This is a genomic window from Streptomyces macrosporus (assembly GCF_039533145.1).
In the GTDB taxonomy this organism is placed as follows: Bacteria; Actinomycetota; Actinomycetes; order Streptomycetales; family Streptomycetaceae; genus Streptomyces; species Streptomyces macrosporus.
In genome coordinates, this window is the sequence record NZ_BAAASZ010000008.1 from 120184 (window position 1) to 135442 (window position 15259).

The 15259-nt window shown below is 72.3% G+C and carries 14 protein-coding genes; 11 read left to right on the forward strand and 3 right to left on the reverse strand.

What is annotated here, in order from left to right; all coding sequences use genetic code 11:
• Positions 1-158 precede the first annotated feature (158 nt).
• Positions 159-800: a DsbA family oxidoreductase gene (locus ABD335_RS05680; RefSeq protein WP_344321086.1), complete on the forward strand. Its 642-nt coding sequence runs from the start codon at positions 159-161 to the stop codon at positions 798-800.
• Between the two features lie 94 nt (positions 801-894).
• Here ABD335_RS05680 and ABD335_RS05685 read toward each other — a convergent pair whose 3' ends face one another.
• The 3 genes from ABD335_RS05685 to ABD335_RS05695 all read right to left on the reverse strand — a co-directional run bounded on the left by ABD335_RS05685 (position 895) and on the right by ABD335_RS05695 (position 4407).
• Positions 895-1806, reverse strand: coding sequence for an NADP-dependent oxidoreductase (locus ABD335_RS05685; protein ID WP_344320965.1), 912 nt, complete (start codon positions 1804-1806; stop codon positions 895-897).
• Positions 1807-1945: 139 nt separating this feature from the next.
• The gene (locus ABD335_RS05690) at positions 1946-3118 is read right to left on the reverse strand and encodes a glycosyltransferase (RefSeq protein WP_344320966.1); all 1173 of its coding nucleotides are present in this window, start codon (positions 3116-3118) and stop codon (positions 1946-1948) included.
• A 35-nt stretch (positions 3119-3153) separates the two neighbouring features.
• The gene (locus ABD335_RS05695) at positions 3154-4407 is read right to left on the reverse strand and encodes an MFS transporter (RefSeq protein WP_344320967.1); all 1254 of its coding nucleotides are present in this window, start codon (positions 4405-4407) and stop codon (positions 3154-3156) included.
• 405 nt (positions 4408-4812) lie between these two features.
• Here ABD335_RS05695 and ABD335_RS05700 point away from each other — a divergent pair, with 405 nt between their 5' ends.
• The 10 genes from ABD335_RS05700 (at position 4813) to ABD335_RS05745 (ending at position 15116) form a co-directional block, all read left to right on the forward strand.
• A complete protein-coding gene (locus ABD335_RS05700) occupies positions 4813-5550 on the forward strand; it encodes an SDR family NAD(P)-dependent oxidoreductase (protein WP_344320968.1) in 738 nt (245 codons plus the stop codon).
• Positions 5551-5561: 11 nt separating this feature from the next.
• A complete protein-coding gene (locus ABD335_RS05705; protein WP_344320969.1) occupies positions 5562-6587 on the forward strand; it encodes an LLM class flavin-dependent oxidoreductase in 1026 nt (341 codons plus the stop codon).
• A complete protein-coding gene (locus ABD335_RS05710; protein ID WP_344320970.1) occupies positions 6581-7540 on the forward strand; it encodes an MBL fold metallo-hydrolase in 960 nt (319 codons plus the stop codon). The genes ABD335_RS05705 and ABD335_RS05710 overlap by 7 nt, the downstream gene beginning before the upstream one ends.
• Positions 7541-7567: 27 nt before the next feature.
• Positions 7568-8413, forward strand: coding sequence for an AfsR/SARP family transcriptional regulator (locus tag ABD335_RS05715; RefSeq protein ID WP_344320971.1), 846 nt, complete (start codon positions 7568-7570; stop codon positions 8411-8413).
• A gap of 224 nt (positions 8414-8637) precedes the next feature.
• Entirely contained in the window at positions 8638-9423 is a 786-nt protein-coding gene (fabG, locus tag ABD335_RS05720) for a 3-oxoacyl-ACP reductase FabG (RefSeq protein ID WP_344320972.1), read from the forward strand.
• Between the two features lie 76 nt (positions 9424-9499).
• Positions 9500-10768 carry a beta-ketoacyl-[acyl-carrier-protein] synthase family protein gene (locus tag ABD335_RS05725; RefSeq protein ID WP_344320973.1) on the forward strand — a complete coding sequence of 423 codons (1269 nt, stop codon included), beginning with the start codon at positions 9500-9502 and terminating at the stop codon, positions 10766-10768.
• Positions 10765-12000 (forward strand): ketosynthase chain-length factor, encoded by a 1236-nt coding sequence (locus ABD335_RS05730; protein ID WP_344320974.1) that lies wholly within the window; start codon positions 10765-10767, stop codon positions 11998-12000. The genes ABD335_RS05725 and ABD335_RS05730 overlap by 4 nt, the downstream gene beginning before the upstream one ends.
• A 118-nt stretch (positions 12001-12118) precedes the next feature.
• Positions 12119-12583, forward strand: a complete 465-nt coding sequence (locus tag ABD335_RS05735) for a nuclear transport factor 2 family protein (protein WP_344320976.1) — start codon at positions 12119-12121, stop codon at positions 12581-12583.
• Between the two features lie 57 nt (positions 12584-12640).
• Positions 12641-13795, forward strand: a complete 1155-nt coding sequence (locus tag ABD335_RS05740) for a DegT/DnrJ/EryC1/StrS family aminotransferase (protein WP_344320977.1) — start codon at positions 12641-12643, stop codon at positions 13793-13795.
• A 19-nt stretch (positions 13796-13814) separates the two neighbouring features.
• Entirely contained in the window at positions 13815-15116 is a 1302-nt protein-coding gene (locus tag ABD335_RS05745; protein ID WP_344320978.1) for a DUF6365 family protein, read from the forward strand.
• Positions 15117-15259: the final 143 nt, after the last annotated feature.

The window sequence follows — 15259 nt, forward strand, 5'->3', positions numbered from 1 at the left end:
GCTCGAAGCGGACTCGAAGTTCCGTACACGCTGCGAAAGCGAATGGCGTGAAAGATATCGGCCGCCTTGACCCGGGGAGCATTGCGGGCCGCAGAATGTCACCGCTGTTCCGATGTCCGGGTGAGGACGGGTGAGGAGTCGTCGTGCTGACAGTGGAAGTGTGGTCCGATGTGGTGTGTCCCTGGTGTTATCTCGGGAAGCGCAGATGGGAAACCGCGCTCGAGCGTTTTCCCCACGCGGACCGGGTCACGACCGTATGGCGGTCCTTCGAACTGCGCGTGGACCAGCCCACCGTTCCGGGCGACACCCTGCGCGACATGATGAGGCGCGACGGCCATTCCCAGGAGGAACTCGACGGGATATTCCGGTGGATCGCCGACCTCGGCGAGCAGGAGGGCATCGTGCTCCGGCCCGGCGAGTACCGGCCGGTGAACTCCTTCGACGCGCACCGGTTGCAGCACGCCGCCGCCGCCCACGGTCTCCTGGACGCGATGCAGGAGCGTCTGCTGCGCGCCTACCACTCCGAACTGGCCAACATCGCCGACCACGGTGTGCTGCGCGCCCTCGCGGTGGACGCGGGTCTCCCCGCGCGGACGGTGGAGGACGTGCTGTCCGGCGACCGGTACGCCGACGAGGTGCGCGCCGACGAGGCGCGGGCCAGGGAGGTGCGGGTCACCTCGGTCCCGTCGTTCGTGGTGGACGGGCGCGAGGTCGTCCACGGCATGGCGGACTCCGACGCGATACTCGCCGCGCTCCACGAGGAGTGGAAGAGGCACACCGCGACGTTCGGCAGCCGCTGACGGCGCGCGCCGCGGAGGGAAGCCCGTCGGCCCGGGCCCGGCGAGTGCCGGGCCCGGGCCGACGGGCGTGTCGGGCCGGGGTCTTGGCGCGGCCTCAGTCGACGGTGATGACGAGCTTGCCCCGCACGTGCCGGGTCTCGACCTCGCGGTGTGCGTCGGCGGCCCGCTCCAGGGGGTAGGCGCGGGCGATCTCGATGTGCAGCCTGCCCTGGACGTAGAGGTCGACGAGGGCCTTGAGCCGGGTGACGGAGCGCTGGGAGAAGATCCCGAGGATGCCGAGCTCCTCGACGCGGTCGAAGCCCACCAGCGTACCGATCCGGCCGCGGTCCTCCAGCAGTTCCACCGAGGCGTCCAGCGCCTCGCCGCCCGCGCCGTCGAGGATCGCGGTGACGCCCTTGGGCGCCAGGTCGCGCACCCGCTCGACCAGCCCCTCGCCGTAGGCGACGGGGGTGGCGCCCAGCGAGCGGAGGTAGTCGTGGTTGCGCGGGCTGGCGGTACCGATGACGTCGGCGCCGTAGACGCGGGCCAGTTGGACCGCCACGGTGCCGACGCCGCCGGCCGCCGCGTGGACCAGCAGGGTGTCGCCCTCGCCGACCTTCAGCCGCTCCAGCGCGGTGTGGGCGGTCTGCCCGGAGGCGGAGAGCACACCGGCCACCTCCCAGGGCATCTCGGCGGGCTTCTCCACGATCTGGTCGGTGGGGACGACCAGGTACTCGGCGTGGCAGGACAGCAGGGCCCAGCCCAGCACCTCGCTGCCGACCTCGAAACCGTCGACTCCTTCGCCGACCTGGTCGACGATCCCCGCGAACTCGTTGCCGATCTTCTGCGGGAACGCCAGCGTCTGCCCGGGGGGCGCCCAACCGCCGCGCACGGCGCAGTCCGAGGCCTGGATGCCGGCGGCCTTGACGCGGACGCGCACCTGCCCGGGGCCGGCGGTCGGGGTCTCGACTTCGAGCAGTTCGACCACCTCGGGCCCGCCGAAGGAGTTGATCGCTGCTGCCTTCATCAGATGCCTCTCTCCTGTCTCTGCCGTCTCTGTCGCCGTCTCTGTCGCCGGGCGCGAGGCCCCGCCCCGGGGACGGGCCGGGAGGGAGCGGCGGCGCCGACGCCGTGCTCCGGCCTCATGGTGAAAGGTGAACTCAAGTTCAAGTCAACCGCGTTCGGGCGGGGGCGCCGGGTTCGTTCCGGCCCCGCTCGGCCTGGCGCTCCAGTACGGGGACCACGTCGGCGGGGGTGGGCATGCCGAGCATCTCCTCGCGCAACTCCCCGGCCCGCTCGCGGTAGGAGGGGGTGTCCAGGACCTCGCGCACCGCGTCGGTGATGGTCTCCGCGGTGTCGTCGCCGGGCCGGATCATCTTCGACGCGCCGAACTCGGTGAGACGGGTGGAGTAGTCCACGACGTAGGGGAGGTAGGGGATGAGGACCTGGGGCACGCCGTGCGCCATGCTCCCCAGCACGGTGTTGCCGCCGGCGTGGTTCACGATCACGTCGCAGGTGGGGGCCAGGACGTCCAGGGGCAGCCAGCCCGCGCGGATGTTGTCCGGCAGCGGTCCCAGCCGGGCGGCCATGTCGTCGGGGGCGCCGACGAGCAGCTCCACGTCCATGTGCTGGACCTTCTTCACCAGGGAGGCCAGGACGTCGAAGTAGTAGTCCGGGGTGATGCGGCTGCCGGCGGTCACCATGACCCGCGGCCGGTCGCCCTTGGTGTACATCCACGGTTCCAGTGCCTTGGGCGTGGTGTACGGCACGTACCGCATCGGCTGGGCGGGGGGCGCGTCCCAGGTGCGCAGACTCGGCGGACAGGTGTCCACGAAGAGGTCGCAGCGCGGCATGTCGTACAGGCCGAGGCGTTCCAGCGAGGATCCCAGCTCGGCCGCCGCGGCGAGGTCGATGGTCCGGGGCTCGCCCATGTCCACGGCGTGTTTCACGTAGGGGACGCCCGCGTACGCGGCGATCAGCGGGGCGGCGAAGGCCAGGGCGCCGCCCACCACGATGTCGGGCGGCCAGCGGTCGACCAGCGGGTAGAGCCCCTCCAGGCAGTTGGCGGCGTAGCGGCCGAAGCACCGCCCGTTGAACAGGTAGCGCTCGTGGAGGTCGGTCGGGATCGGGATGCGGTTGCCGTCGTCGTCCAGCAGGGTGTCCATCATCGACGTCCGCGTCACCGGCACGCCGGGGAGCCCGGCGCGCGTGACGATCGGCATGACGTCCTCGGGGCCGGCCATGAAGACCTCATGGCCGGCGTTGCGGGCGGCCTGCGCCAGCGGGACGATCGAGAAGATCACCCCCGAGGTGCCTCCACACACGAAGAGGATTCTCATGGGGGTGATCGTCCCGAGTCGGTCTCAAGGGCCGCTCAAGACCGGTTCGAGCCCGCCGCGGCGCCCTCCTCCGACGGGCTCTCCGGCTCCGGGGTCGGAGAGCCCGTCGGAGCCGGCGCGGGGTCGAGGCTCAGCGCGGCCAGTCCCAGCAGGACGAGCCCGGTGAACACCGCCGCGGCCAGGAAGCCGGTCGTGATGGACGTGGACGCCACCAGCGGGCCGACGACGACGGGCGCCGCGAACTGGCCGGCGAAGTTGGCGGTGCCCGACAGGGCCATCGCCTGGCCGCGCATCGCGGCCGGTGACGTCTCCCCGGTCAGCATGGCCAGCGCGGGGACGGAGATCCCGCTGCCGGCCCCGAACGACACGGCCGACAGCGCGAGCAGGAGCGGCTGGTCCGCGAAGGCGCCGATCAGGAGGGCGAGGCCCCACAGGGCCAGCGCGACGCGCAGCAGCGGGGTGTACCCCAGACGGGCCCGCATCGTGCCGTAGAAGAAGCCGGAGACGCTGCCCGCGAGGGAGATGCTCGCCGTGATCACCGCGATGACGAGCGGATCGTCGACGCCGATCTGGTCGAAGCGCTGGGGCAGGAAGACGATCACGACGTACAGGAGGAAGGAGGAGACGAGGGAGAGGGCGTAGAGCAGCAGCAGCCGGGGGGTCGACCGCAGCAGGGCGAACGTCCCGCCGCCCTTGGCGCCGCGCCCCGCCGGGGGGACGTCGGGCATGGCCAGCAGCATGATCACGGCCGTGGGGATGCCGATGAGGTAGACGGCGAAGGGGCCGTGCCACGAGAGGACCGCGAGCGCTCCGGCGATCAGCGGCCAGATCACTCCGCCGAGGCCGATGGCGGTGGAGCGCCACCCGGCCACCTTGTCACGCTCCGGGCCGTGGAAGAGGGCCATCAGGGCGACCGTCGTGCCCGCGAAGACCGCCGCCGCGCCGATGCCGAAGAGGAAGCGGCTCGCGATCAGCGCCGGGTAGGAGGTGGTGAACAGCCCCGCACCGCCGGCGATCCCGTACAGGAGCAGTCCGGCCACCATCGGGGTGCGCAGCCCCCACCGGTCGATCGTCCAGCCGACCAGCGGACTGGCGACGGCGAGGGACAGGCCGTGCGCGGTGAGGATCAGACCGGCGGCCGTGCCGCTGACGCCCAGGTCGTCGCGGATCGTCGCCACGACCGGGGTGAGGACGGTTCCCGCCATGACGGTCAGGGTCGAGGCGAGCAGGAGCGCGGCCATGGTCATGCGGCGACGGCCCGCACTGGGGAACGGCGTGGGTGTGGTCAACACGACCTCCAGGTGAGCAGGGCGGATCGGGTCCTGGTGGGGGAGGTGCCGCCTTCATGCTCGAAGTTGAACTTCGGTTCAAGTCAAGTCCGGCCGGCGCACCGCGCGGACGCGTTCGCGGTCCGAGCGCGAGCGTGCGCGACGCCTGTCCAGATTCTTTCGAAAGTCCGTCCAGATCCGCTCGAAAATCCATCCTGATCGGCTCGAAAACCGGTCCAGCGGGGACGGGAGGCGCGTGATCCGTGCCGGCGGAATCTCAGGAACGAAACAAATTCTTTATCTCTGTTACATGCAATTACAAATCCATGTAAAGGCCGCTTGTCCCCGGATGTTCGATGTTCTTTATTGTTCGCTGTCCGGATCGGCGGCCCGGTGGGTGCCGGGCCGGCCACAGGGGGGTTTCGAATGGTAGAAAAGAAGGTCGCCCTGGTCACCGGTTCCTCGTCGGGGATCGGGGCTGTCATCGCCGCACGCCTCGCCGAAGAAGGCATGAGCGTCGTCGTGAATTCGGCACGATCGGCCGAACAGGGACGTGCTCTGGCCCGGACCCTGCCGGACGCCGACTACGTGCAGGCGGACATCGCGGACGAACGGCAGGCGCGGCGCCTGGTCGACAGCACGATCGAGCGTTACGGACGGCTCGACGTCCTCGTCAACAACGCCGGGACCACCCGGGTCATCCCGCACACCGACATCGAGGCGGCGACCTCGGAGGTGTGGCGGACCGTCCTGGGCGTCAACGTCATCGGAACATGGCAGGTGAGCGCGGCGGCGGCCCCGCACCTGGCCGCTTCCGGAGCGGGGAACATCGTCAACATCTCGTCCGTGGCGGGCGACCGCCCGGTCGGCAGCTCGATCCCGTACGCGGTCAGCAAAGCGGCCGTCGACCACATGACGCGGCTGCTGGCCGCCGCGCTCGGCCCCGAGGTCCGGGTCAACTCCGTGGCGCCGGCCCTCACCGAGACGCCGTGGACCCGGGACGACCCCTTCTTCGAGAAGGTCGCCGAGAAGGTGCGGCAGGAGACCCCGCTGCGCCGGGTCGGCACCGAGGACGACGTGGCCGAGGCCGTGCTGGCGGTCCTGCGCATGCGCCACATGACCGGTGCGGTCCTGCCGGTCGACGGCGGCGCACGGCTGATATGAGGGGGAACAGCGTGAAACTCGCAGTCAACCTGGTGGCCCGGGAGGCGGCACCGCTCGCCGAGGCGGCCGAGGCCCTGGGATACGACCTGGCCCTCGCCCCGGAGGGCTACCGCAACGACGCCGTCAGCGTGCTGGGCCTCGTGGCCGGCCGCACCCGGCGCATCGGCATCGGATCCGCCGTGATGCAGATCCCGGCCCGTCCACCGGCCTCCGCCGCGCTGACCGCGGCCACGCTCGACGCCCTGTCACAGGGGCGGTTCAGGCTCGGCCTCGGGCTGTCCAACCCGGATGTGTCGGAAGGCTGGTACGGCGTTCCGTTCGACCGGCCGCTCGCCCGGGCCCGCGAGTACGTCGAGGTGGTCCGGGCGGCGCTGGCCGGCGGTCCGGTCACGTACCGGGGCGAGCACTTCGTCCTGCCGCCCGCCGACCGGTCGGCCGCTCCTCTCCACCTCTACTCCGAGGACCACCGGCCCGACCTGCCGATCTACCTGGCGGCGGTCGGTCCGCGCAGCCTGCGGCTGGCCGGGGAGACGGCGGACGGCTGGATCGGCGTGTTCACCTCCCCCGACGGGGTGCGGGAGGCCGTGCGGGAGATCGGCCGGGGGCGCGCCGCCCGCGGACTGGGGCTCGACGGCTTCGAGGTCGTTCCCTGCCTGCCGACGGCCGTCGCCGACGACGTGGGCGAGGCCGTCGACCGACTGCGCCGCCAGTACTGCTACCTGATGGGGATCGGCGATCCGGCCACCAACTTCTACTGCGGGCTGGCCCGGCGGCTCGGTTTCGGGGACTCCGTCGAGGAGATGGCCTCCCACCTGAAGGCGGGCGACCGCGCGGCCGCCGAGGCCGCCGTTCCGGCGGACTTCGTCGACATGACGGCCCTGGTGGGGCCCGAGGGGCGCATCGCCGACCGGATGAGGGAGTACGCGCGGGCCGGGGTCACCACCCTGAGCATCATGGTGTCGGCGCCCGACGTGTCGCTCCGGGGGAGGCTGGAGATCCTGCGGACGTGTGCGAGGGCGGCGTCCCGGTCATGGTGAGCGAACTCCCCGGGACCACCGCCCCCGACTCCTCCGGCGGGGCGGTCGGCCCCGCCGCGCCGCGCCTGCACGAGGTCGCGGACGGGGTCTTCGCGTACGTCCAGCCGGACGGCGGCTGGTGCCTGAACAACGCCGGCCTCATCGTGTCCGGCGGGTCCACCGTCCTGGTCGACACGGCCGCCACCGAGGCACGGGCCCTCGCGTTGAAGAGGGCCGTCGCCTCCGTCTCCGCCGAGCCGCCGCGCTTCGTCGTCAACACCCACTCGCACGGCGACCACACCTTCGGCAACCGCTTCTTCGCCGACCACGCGGTCGTCCTGGCGCACGAGCGGACCCGGGCCGAGATGGAGAGGGTCGGGCTCCACATGACGACGCTCTGGCCCGACGTCCACTGGGGCGACGTGTCGGTGGTGCCCCCCACCCTGACCTACCGGGACACCACCGTCCTGCACACCGACGCGGGCCCCGTCGAGCTGATCCCGCTGGGACCGGCCCACACGTCCGCCGACACGGTCGTGTGGCTTCCCGACCGGCGGGTGCTGTTCGCCGGCGACCTGCTGATGTCCGGGGCCACGCCGTTCTGCCTGATGGGCTCGATCAGCGGCTCCCTGGCCGCGGTGGCCCGGTTGCGGGAGCTGGGGGCGCGGACCGTCGTGCCCGGACACGGTCCGCCGGCCGGGCCCGAGCTGCTGGACACCGCGGAGCGGTACTTCCGCTGGCTGCAGGACCTCGCCGTGTGGGGGCTGGCCGCCGGACTGACCCCGTTGCAGGCGGCGCGGGAGGCCGGTCTGGGCGAGTGGGCCGAACTGCTCGACTCCGAAAGGCTCGTCCCCAACCTGCACCGGGCGTACGCGGAGGCGAAAGGCGCTGCTCCAGGAGAGCCGTTGGACATCGAGGAGATGTTCTCGGACATGGTCGACTACCACGGAAAACTGCCGGAATGCCGGGCCTGACCGGGCCGGAGGAGACAGGAGCGCGCCATGCGGTTCAACGTCATGGGCTCATTCGAGATCATCGACGACCACGGGAAGGTCCACTCGCCCGGGATGCCGAAGGTCTGCCAGACCCTGGCGGTCCTGCTGACCCGTCCCGGAGAGGTGGCCGGCATCGACTCCCTCATCCTGGAGCTGTGGGGGGACAGTCCTCCCCGTACCGCCACCACGACCCTGCAGACCTACATCTACTACGCCCGGAAGATGTTCGTGACCGAGGGGCTGGTCCCGGCCGACCGGAACCCGCTGGTCACCTGTCCGCAGGGCTACGTGCTCCAGGTGGACGCGGACCGGGTCGACGCGGTGGTCTTCGAGCGGCTGGTGGCCGAGGGACGGGCGGCGGCGGAGAACGGGGAACTGGAGGCGGCCCTCGGGCTGCTCCGACGGGCCCTGGCCCTCTGGCGCGGTCCCGTGCTTGGCAGCGTCCACGCGGGCCGGATCCTCAAGGGGCGCATCGCCCGTCTCGAGGAACTCCGCATCCGTGCGCTCGAACTGTGCGTCGACGCCGAGATACGGCTCGGCCGGCACCGGGAGGCCGTCGCGGAGCTGCGCGAGCTGGTGGCCGAGCACCCCCTCAACGAGTGGTTCCACGGGCAGCTCGTCAGCGCCCTGTACCGGTCGGGCCGCCGGGCCGAGGCGCTGCAGGCGTACCAGGACCTGCGTCGGACCCTCCGGGAGGAGCTGGGCGTCGACCCCTCCGCGGAGGTCCAGCGCCTCTACCACGAACTCCTCGCCCCGGACCGGTCCGGGCGCCCACCGGCCGACAGACCGGTGGTGAGGAGTGCGCACCGCACGACCGTCCCACCGCCCCGGCTTCCCGTCTGCACGCCGTAGTCCGGGCCGTCACCGGGCCGTCACCGGGCCGAGGCCCGGGCCACGGCCCGGTGACGGCGGAGGCGTTCCCGCCCGGCCGCGTGGCAGCGGCCGGGCGGTCGCGTCTCCGGGGCGCGTGCCCTCTAATCCGCCTTGACTCCGGGTTGAGCCGCCACCGCCACACTTCCCGGAAGGGGGACCTCGGCCGAGGCCCCACCGGACTCGACCCTGTGGAGGGGCGCCCAATGGGAATCCACGACCAGCGCGTCGCACTGGTCACCGGAGCGACGAGCGGCATCGGTCTCGCGGTGGCCACCCACCTCGCCCGGGACGGCGCGCGTGTGTACCTGTGCGGCCGGGACGAGGCGCGGCTCGCCGACACCGTCAAGCGGCTCCAGGGCCTGGGGCTCGACGTGGACGGCACCACCTGCGACGTCACCAGGCGGGAGGACGTCCACCGCTTCGTCGGCGCCGCGGTGGAACGTTTCGGCACCATCGACATCCTGGTCAACAACGCCGGACGCAATGGTGGCGGCGACGTCGCGGAGATGACCGACGAGCTGTGGTACGACGTCATCGACACCAACCTCAACAGCGTCTTCCTGATGACGCGCGAGGTGCTCACGACCGGCGGGATGCGGGACAAGGGCTGGGGCCGCATCATCAACATCGCCTCCACCGCCGGCAAGCAGGGAGCGGTCACCGCGGCCCCCTACTCCGCCTCCAAACACGGTGTCGTCGGGTTCGGCAAGGCCCTCGGCCTCGACCTCGCCAAGACCGGCATCACCGTCAACGCCGTCTGCCCCGGCTTCGTCGAGACCCCCATGGCGGAACGGGTCCGCAGGCACTACGCCGACATGTGGGACATCAGCGAGGAGGAGGCGGCCGAGCGGATCACCACCCGCGTGCCGATCGGCCGCTACGTGGACGTCGACGAGGTCGCCGCGATGGTCGGCTACCTGGCCTCCGACGCGGCCTCGTCCGTCACCGCCCAAGCGCTCAACGTCTGCGGCGGCCTGGGCACCTACTGACCCGCCGCGAGGACGACCCGCCGACGACGTCCCCGGGCCCGTGCCCGTGGTCGCCCGACGACACGAGGAGTTGACGATGAGCAGGCGCGTAGTGATGACCGGTATCGGTGTGCGTACCCCGGGCGGGATCGGCCGGAAGGAATTCTGGGACCTGCTCACCGAAGGACGCACCGCCACCCGCAACATCTCCTTCTTCGACGCCTCCCCCTTCCGGTCCCGGGTCGCCGCCGAGGCCGACTTCGACCCCGAGGCCGAGGGGTTCGGCCCGCGCGAGATCCGCCGGATGGACAGAGCCACCCAGTTCGCGGTGGCCTGCACCCGGGAGGCGGTGGCCGACAGCGGTCTCGACTTCGGCGGACTGGACCCCCACCGCGTGGGAGTGAGCCTGGGCAGCGCCGTCGCGGCGGCGACCAGCCTGGAGAACGAGTACCTGGTCATGTCGGACCGCGGCCGTGAGTGGCTGGTCGACCCCGACTACCTCTCCCCCCACATGTTCGACTACCTCAGCCCGGGGGCCATGCCCGCCGAGGTCGCCTGGGCGGCCGGCGCCGAGGGGCCGGTGACGCTGGTGTCCGACGGCTGCACCTCCGGCCTGGACGCCGTCGGCTACGCCGCCCGGCTCATCCGTGAGGGATCGGCCGACGTGATGGTCGCCGGCGCGGCCGACACCCCGATCACCCCGATCGTCGTGGCCTGCTTCGACGCGATCAAGGCGACCACGACGCGCAACGACGACCCCGAGCACGCCTCCCGGCCGTTCGACGCGACGCGCGACGGCTTCGTCCTCGCCGAGGGGGCCGCCGTGTTCGTCCTGGAGGAGTACGAGTCGGCGCGCCGGCGCGGTGCGCGGATCTACGCCGAGATCGGCGGCTACGCCACCCGGTGCAACGCCTACCACATGACCGGCCTGAAGAAGGACGGACGCGAGATGGCCGAGGCGATCCGGGTCGCGCTCGACGAGGCGCGGATCGACCCCACGCGCGTCGACTACGTCAACGCCCACGGCTCCGGGACCCGGCAGAACGACCGGCACGAGACGGCCGCCTTCAAGGCCGCTCTCGGGGAACACGCCTACGCCGTCCCGGTGAGCTCCATCAAGTCGATGGTCGGGCACTCGCTCGGCGCCATCGGCTCCGTGGAGATCGCGGCCTGCGCCCTGGCCATCGAGCACGACGTCGTCCCTCCGACGGCCAACCTGCACCAGGCGGACCCCGAGTGCGACCTGGACTACGTCCCCTTGACCGCACGCGAGCAGCGCGTGGACACCGTGCTCACCGTCGGCAGCGGCTTCGGCGGGTTCCAGAGCGCGATGGTCCTGCGCGCCCCGGAGGAAGCGCAACGATGAAACGCACGGCAGTCGTCACCGGCCTGGGGGTCGCCGCCCCGAACGGGCTCGGCCACGACGTCTACTGGAAGTCCGTCCTGGCCGGGCGGAGCGGCATCGGCACGGTGACCCGGTTCGACGTCTCCCGCTACGCCTCCCGGCTGGCCGGCCAGATCGACGACTTCGACGCGTCCGAGCACCTGCCGGACCGTCTGCTGCCCCAGACCGACCGGTCCACCCGGTTGGCGTTCGCGGCCGCCGACTGGGCGCTCGACGACGCGGGGGTGGAGGCGGGCGAGCTCCGGGACTACGACATGGGAGTCGTCACGGCCAACGCCCTCGGCGGCTTCGAGTTCACCCACCGGGAGTTCCACAAGCTGTGGAGCCAGGGCCCCAAGTACGTCAGCGTCTACGAGTCCTTCGCCTGGTTCTACGCCGTGAACACCGGCCAGATATCCATCCGCCACAAGATGCGCGGGCCCTCCGCGGCGCTGGTCGGCGAGCAGGCCGGCGGGCTGGACGCGCTGGGCCACGCCCGGCGCACCATACGGTCGGGCACCGAACTCGTCGTCACCGGCGGAGTGGACTCGGCCCTCGACCCGTGGGGCTACGTCTCCCAGCTCAGCGGCGGACTGGTCAGCACCGTCGACGACCCGCGCCGCGCCTACCTGCCCTTCGACGCCGCGGCCTCCGGGTACGTCCCCGGCGAGGGGGGCGCGCTGCTCGTCGTCGAGGAGGCGGAGAGCGCGCGCCGCCGCGGGGTCGACCGCGTCTACGGCGAACTGGCCGGTCACGCCGCCACCTTCGACCCGCCGCCGGGATCGGGGCGTCCCCCCGCCCTGCGCAGGGCCGCCGAGGCGGCCATCGCCGACGCCGGACTCGGCCCGGCCGACATCGACGTGGTGTTCGCCGACGGCGCGGGCGTACCGCACCTGGACGCCGCCGAGGCCGAGGCCATCAGCGGGCTGTTCGGCCCCGGAGCCGTCCCGGTCACCGCCCCCAAGTCGCTCGTCGGACGGCTGTACGGAGGGGGCGGCCCCCTGGACGTGGCCACCGCCCTGCTGTCGATCCGCGACGGGGTGATCCCGCCGACGCACGGGGTCACCGAGGTGCCGGAGCACTACGGCATCGACGTCGTGCGGGACGAGCCCCGCGAACGCCCGGTGCGGAACGTCCTCGTACTCGCCCGCGGGCGCAGGGGCTTCAACGCGGCCGTCGTCCTGAAGGCGGCCGACGACCGGACGGCCGCGTGAGCCGCGCCGGCGACGGCACCGCCCGAAGCACCCGACCGCCCGACCGGCCGTCCCGGGGGCCGGAGACCCGGCCTCCCGGACCTCTTCCCGGACCGCCGACCACTCCCAGGGGACACCCATGACCACGACGACCACCCCCGCGACCGCGACCACCCCCGCGACCCCCGAGGTCCCGACCGATCTCTACGTCCGTGTCCAGCACTTCTACGCGCACCAGATGCAGCACCTCGACCACGGACGGTTCGAGGAGTACGCCGCCACCTTCACCGAGGACGGGGAGTTCCAGCACTCGCCGGGCGTCGAGCCGGCCCGCACCCGGCCCGGCATCGTCCGCGAACTGGTCGAGTTCCACAAGCGCTTCGACGGCGACCCCGTACGGCGGCGGCACTGGTTCGACCACATCGCCCTGGAACGCCAGGAGGACGGCAGCGTCCGTTCGACCGTCTACGCCCTGGTGGTGACCGTGCGCCCCGGCGGCAGGCCGGAGATCGCCCCCAGTTGCGTCGTGCACGACGTCCTCGTCGACGGCCCGGACGGAATACGGCTGAAGTCCCGGCGGATCACCCACGACCAGCACTTCTGAGTCGCCGCCGGTGCCGCGGGCGTCGGCCCCGCCTCCCGTCCCGTCGAAAGGAAACACATGATCAACCTGTTTCAGCCGCAGGTCGGTGAAGAGGAACTGTCCGCGGTGGCAGAGGTGTTCGACAGCAAGTGGCTGGGCCACGGACCGCGCACCAAGGCGTTCGAGGCCGAGTTCGGCGAACACCTCGGCGTGCCCGCCGACCACGTCCTCTTCCTCAACTCCGGCACCTCGGGCCTCTTCCTCTGCGTCGAGGCCCTCGGCCTCGGCGAGGGCGACGAGGTCGTCCTCCCGTCGATGAGCTTCCTCGCCGCGGCCAACGCCGTCGTGGTGTCGGGGGCACGGCCGGTGTTCTGCGATGTCGACAGCCGCACGATGAACCCGTCCTGGCGGGACATCGAAGCGGTGCTCACACCCCGCACCCGAGCCGTGATCGTCCTCCACTACGGCGGCTACCCCGGCGAGATCGTGGAGATCGCCGAGCGCTGCCGCGAGCGCGGCATCACCCTGATCGAGGACGCGGCGTGTTCGCTGGGATCGGTCGTGGACGGCCGCCGCCCGGGCAGCCTGGGGGACCTGGCGGTGTGGAGCCTGGACGCCGCGAAGATCCTCACCACGGGGGACGGCGGGCTGATGTACGTACGCGACCCCGAACTCGCCGTACGGGCCCGGCGCCTGGCGTACCACGGGCTCGTCCACCCGTCGGGCCTCGGCTACGCGCGCGTCTCCCACCGCTGGTGGGAACTCCAGGTGCCCGAGGTCGGCCGGCGCCTCATCGGCAACGACCTGACCGCGGCCATCGGCAGCATCCAGTTGCGCCGGCTCCCCGAGTTCACCGCGAGGCGCGGGGAGATCGCCGCCCTCTACCGGCACGAACTGGCCGACGTCGAGGAACTGCTGCTTCCGCCTCCGCTGCCGGCGGGGCACGAGACCTCGCACTACTTCTTCTGGGTGCAGATGGACGCCGGAATCCGCGACGAGGTCGCCGCCGACCTCCTCGCCGCCGGGGTCTACACCACCTTCCGCTACGCGCCGTTGCACAAGGTGCCCACCTACGGGGAGACCCACCGGGTGCTGCCCGGCACCGAGCACGCGTCCGGCCGGACGCTCTGCCTCCCCATCCACCCCGGCCTGACCGACGACGACGTCCGGACGGTGGCGGCCCTGCTGCGCGAGTCCGTGGCGTCGCGGACCCGACTCCTCGGCGTCGGCTGACCGGAACCGGAGGAGGACCGTGCGACTGCTGTTCATGTCTTCGCTGGCCCTGACCCTGCACGAGACGACCACGGGCCTGGACCTCGCCGACCAGTTGGCGCCGGCCGGAGTGGTGAGCCACTTCGTGATCGACGCGTACAACGAGGACCAGGTGCGGACCACGCGCCACCCGTACACCGTCGTCACCTCGGCGCTGGGCGCCGAGGTCCGGAACGTCGTGGCCGAGGTCGTGCGCGGCTTCCGGCCCGACGCGATCGTGCTCTGCGACTACACGGCCCACTGGATGACGCACGTCGTCAGCTACGGAACCGACCCCTGGTACGTCGAGGAGTTCGGGGTCCCGGTCGTCCCGATCGACCTGTACGACCTGACGCGCACCAGCCGCGAGGTGGAGATCATGGGACGGACCATGCGGATCGACGACCGGATCCTGGACATGCCCGCCCACCTGTGGCCGGTGCCCGGCGTCCGGCCGCACGCCGACCCGGACGGCCCCGCCCTGCCCTACCGGGCCGACCCCACGGTCGTACCGCTGTCGGAGCGTGCGCGCCGGGAGGTGCGCGCGTCGCTGGGCGTCGGCGACGCCGAGCGTCTGCTGGCGATCCCCACCCTGCCCTGGCAGCACCTGATGCAGACCCGGGCGGGGCCGGGGACCCGGGAACTGGCACGCCGGGTCCCGTACCTGGTCGCCCACTACCTCGACGCGCTGCCGCGCGACACCCGTCTGCTGTTCATCGGCCCGCGCTTCGAGGGGTTCGACCGGCTGCCCGCCGACCGGGTGAGGCGGGAGACCACCTACACCGCCCGCCGGTACACCGACCTGATCGGCGCCTCGGACGGGGTGTGGTCGCTGTTCCTGCCGTCCTTCGCGCTGGAGCGGGCGATCCTGGCCGACGTGCCGGGGATGTTCACCGTCAACGGGTTCGCCCTGGAGGGCGCCGGGTCCGCGGAGCGGCCCGGGGAGGTCGCGGACCCGGCCGGCGCCCGGGGGCCGCGGGAGCCCGGCGCGCTGTCGCCGACCGTCCGCCGGTGGCTGGCCGACTTCCCGGGCAGCGTGCCGCCCTTCCACATGTGGCCGCTGCGCTGGAACGAGGTCGTCGGCCCCCTGCTGGAGGACAACCCGTTCACGGACGCCGTCCTGCGCGCGGAGCTGTTCGACGAGGAGTCGGTGGTCGCCGGCCTGGAGGCCATGCTCTACGACCGGGCCGTCCGGGACGGGCTGGCGGAGGGCAGGGCCCGCTACCACGCCGCCCTGGACCGGCTGCCCGACACCGTGGACGTGTTCACGGCCGCCGCGCGGCGGGTGGGCCTGAAGAGCTGAGAACGCGCGGCGCGGCCCCGGCGACCGCGCCGCCGGCCGCACGGCGGTCCTCCCCGCCCGCCCGTGTCGCCGGGCCGGGCCGCGCGGCGGGCTCCCGGAAACGTCCCGCACCACCCCGCACCACCTCTCGCACCCACTGTCCC

Bases quoted from the DNA above. Each gene is read 5' to 3' on its own strand.
- fabG (WP_344320972.1), top strand. From the start codon at position 8,638: ATGGGAATCCACGACCAGCGCGTCGCACTGGTCACCGGAGCGACGAGC.
- ABD335_RS05740 (WP_344320977.1), top strand. From the start codon at position 12,641: ATGATCAACCTGTTTCAGCCGCAGGTCGGTGAAGAGGAACTGTCCGCG.
- ABD335_RS05690 (WP_344320966.1), bottom strand. From the start codon at position 3,118: ATGAGAATCCTCTTCGTGTGTGGAGGCACCTCGGGGGTGATCTTCTCG.
- ABD335_RS05735 (WP_344320976.1), top strand. From the start codon at position 12,119: ATGACCACGACGACCACCCCCGCGACCGCGACCACCCCCGCGACCCCC.
- ABD335_RS05700 (WP_344320968.1), top strand. From the start codon at position 4,813: ATGGTAGAAAAGAAGGTCGCCCTGGTCACCGGTTCCTCGTCGGGGATC.
- ABD335_RS05730 (WP_344320974.1), top strand. From the start codon at position 10,765: ATGAAACGCACGGCAGTCGTCACCGGCCTGGGGGTCGCCGCCCCGAAC.
- ABD335_RS05685 (WP_344320965.1), bottom strand. From the start codon at position 1,806: ATGAAGGCAGCAGCGATCAACTCCTTCGGCGGGCCCGAGGTGGTCGAA.
- ABD335_RS05725 (WP_344320973.1), top strand. From the start codon at position 9,500: ATGAGCAGGCGCGTAGTGATGACCGGTATCGGTGTGCGTACCCCGGGC.
- ABD335_RS05710 (WP_344320970.1), top strand. From the start codon at position 6,581: ATGGTGAGCGAACTCCCCGGGACCACCGCCCCCGACTCCTCCGGCGGG.
- ABD335_RS05715 (WP_344320971.1), top strand. From the start codon at position 7,568: ATGCGGTTCAACGTCATGGGCTCATTCGAGATCATCGACGACCACGGG.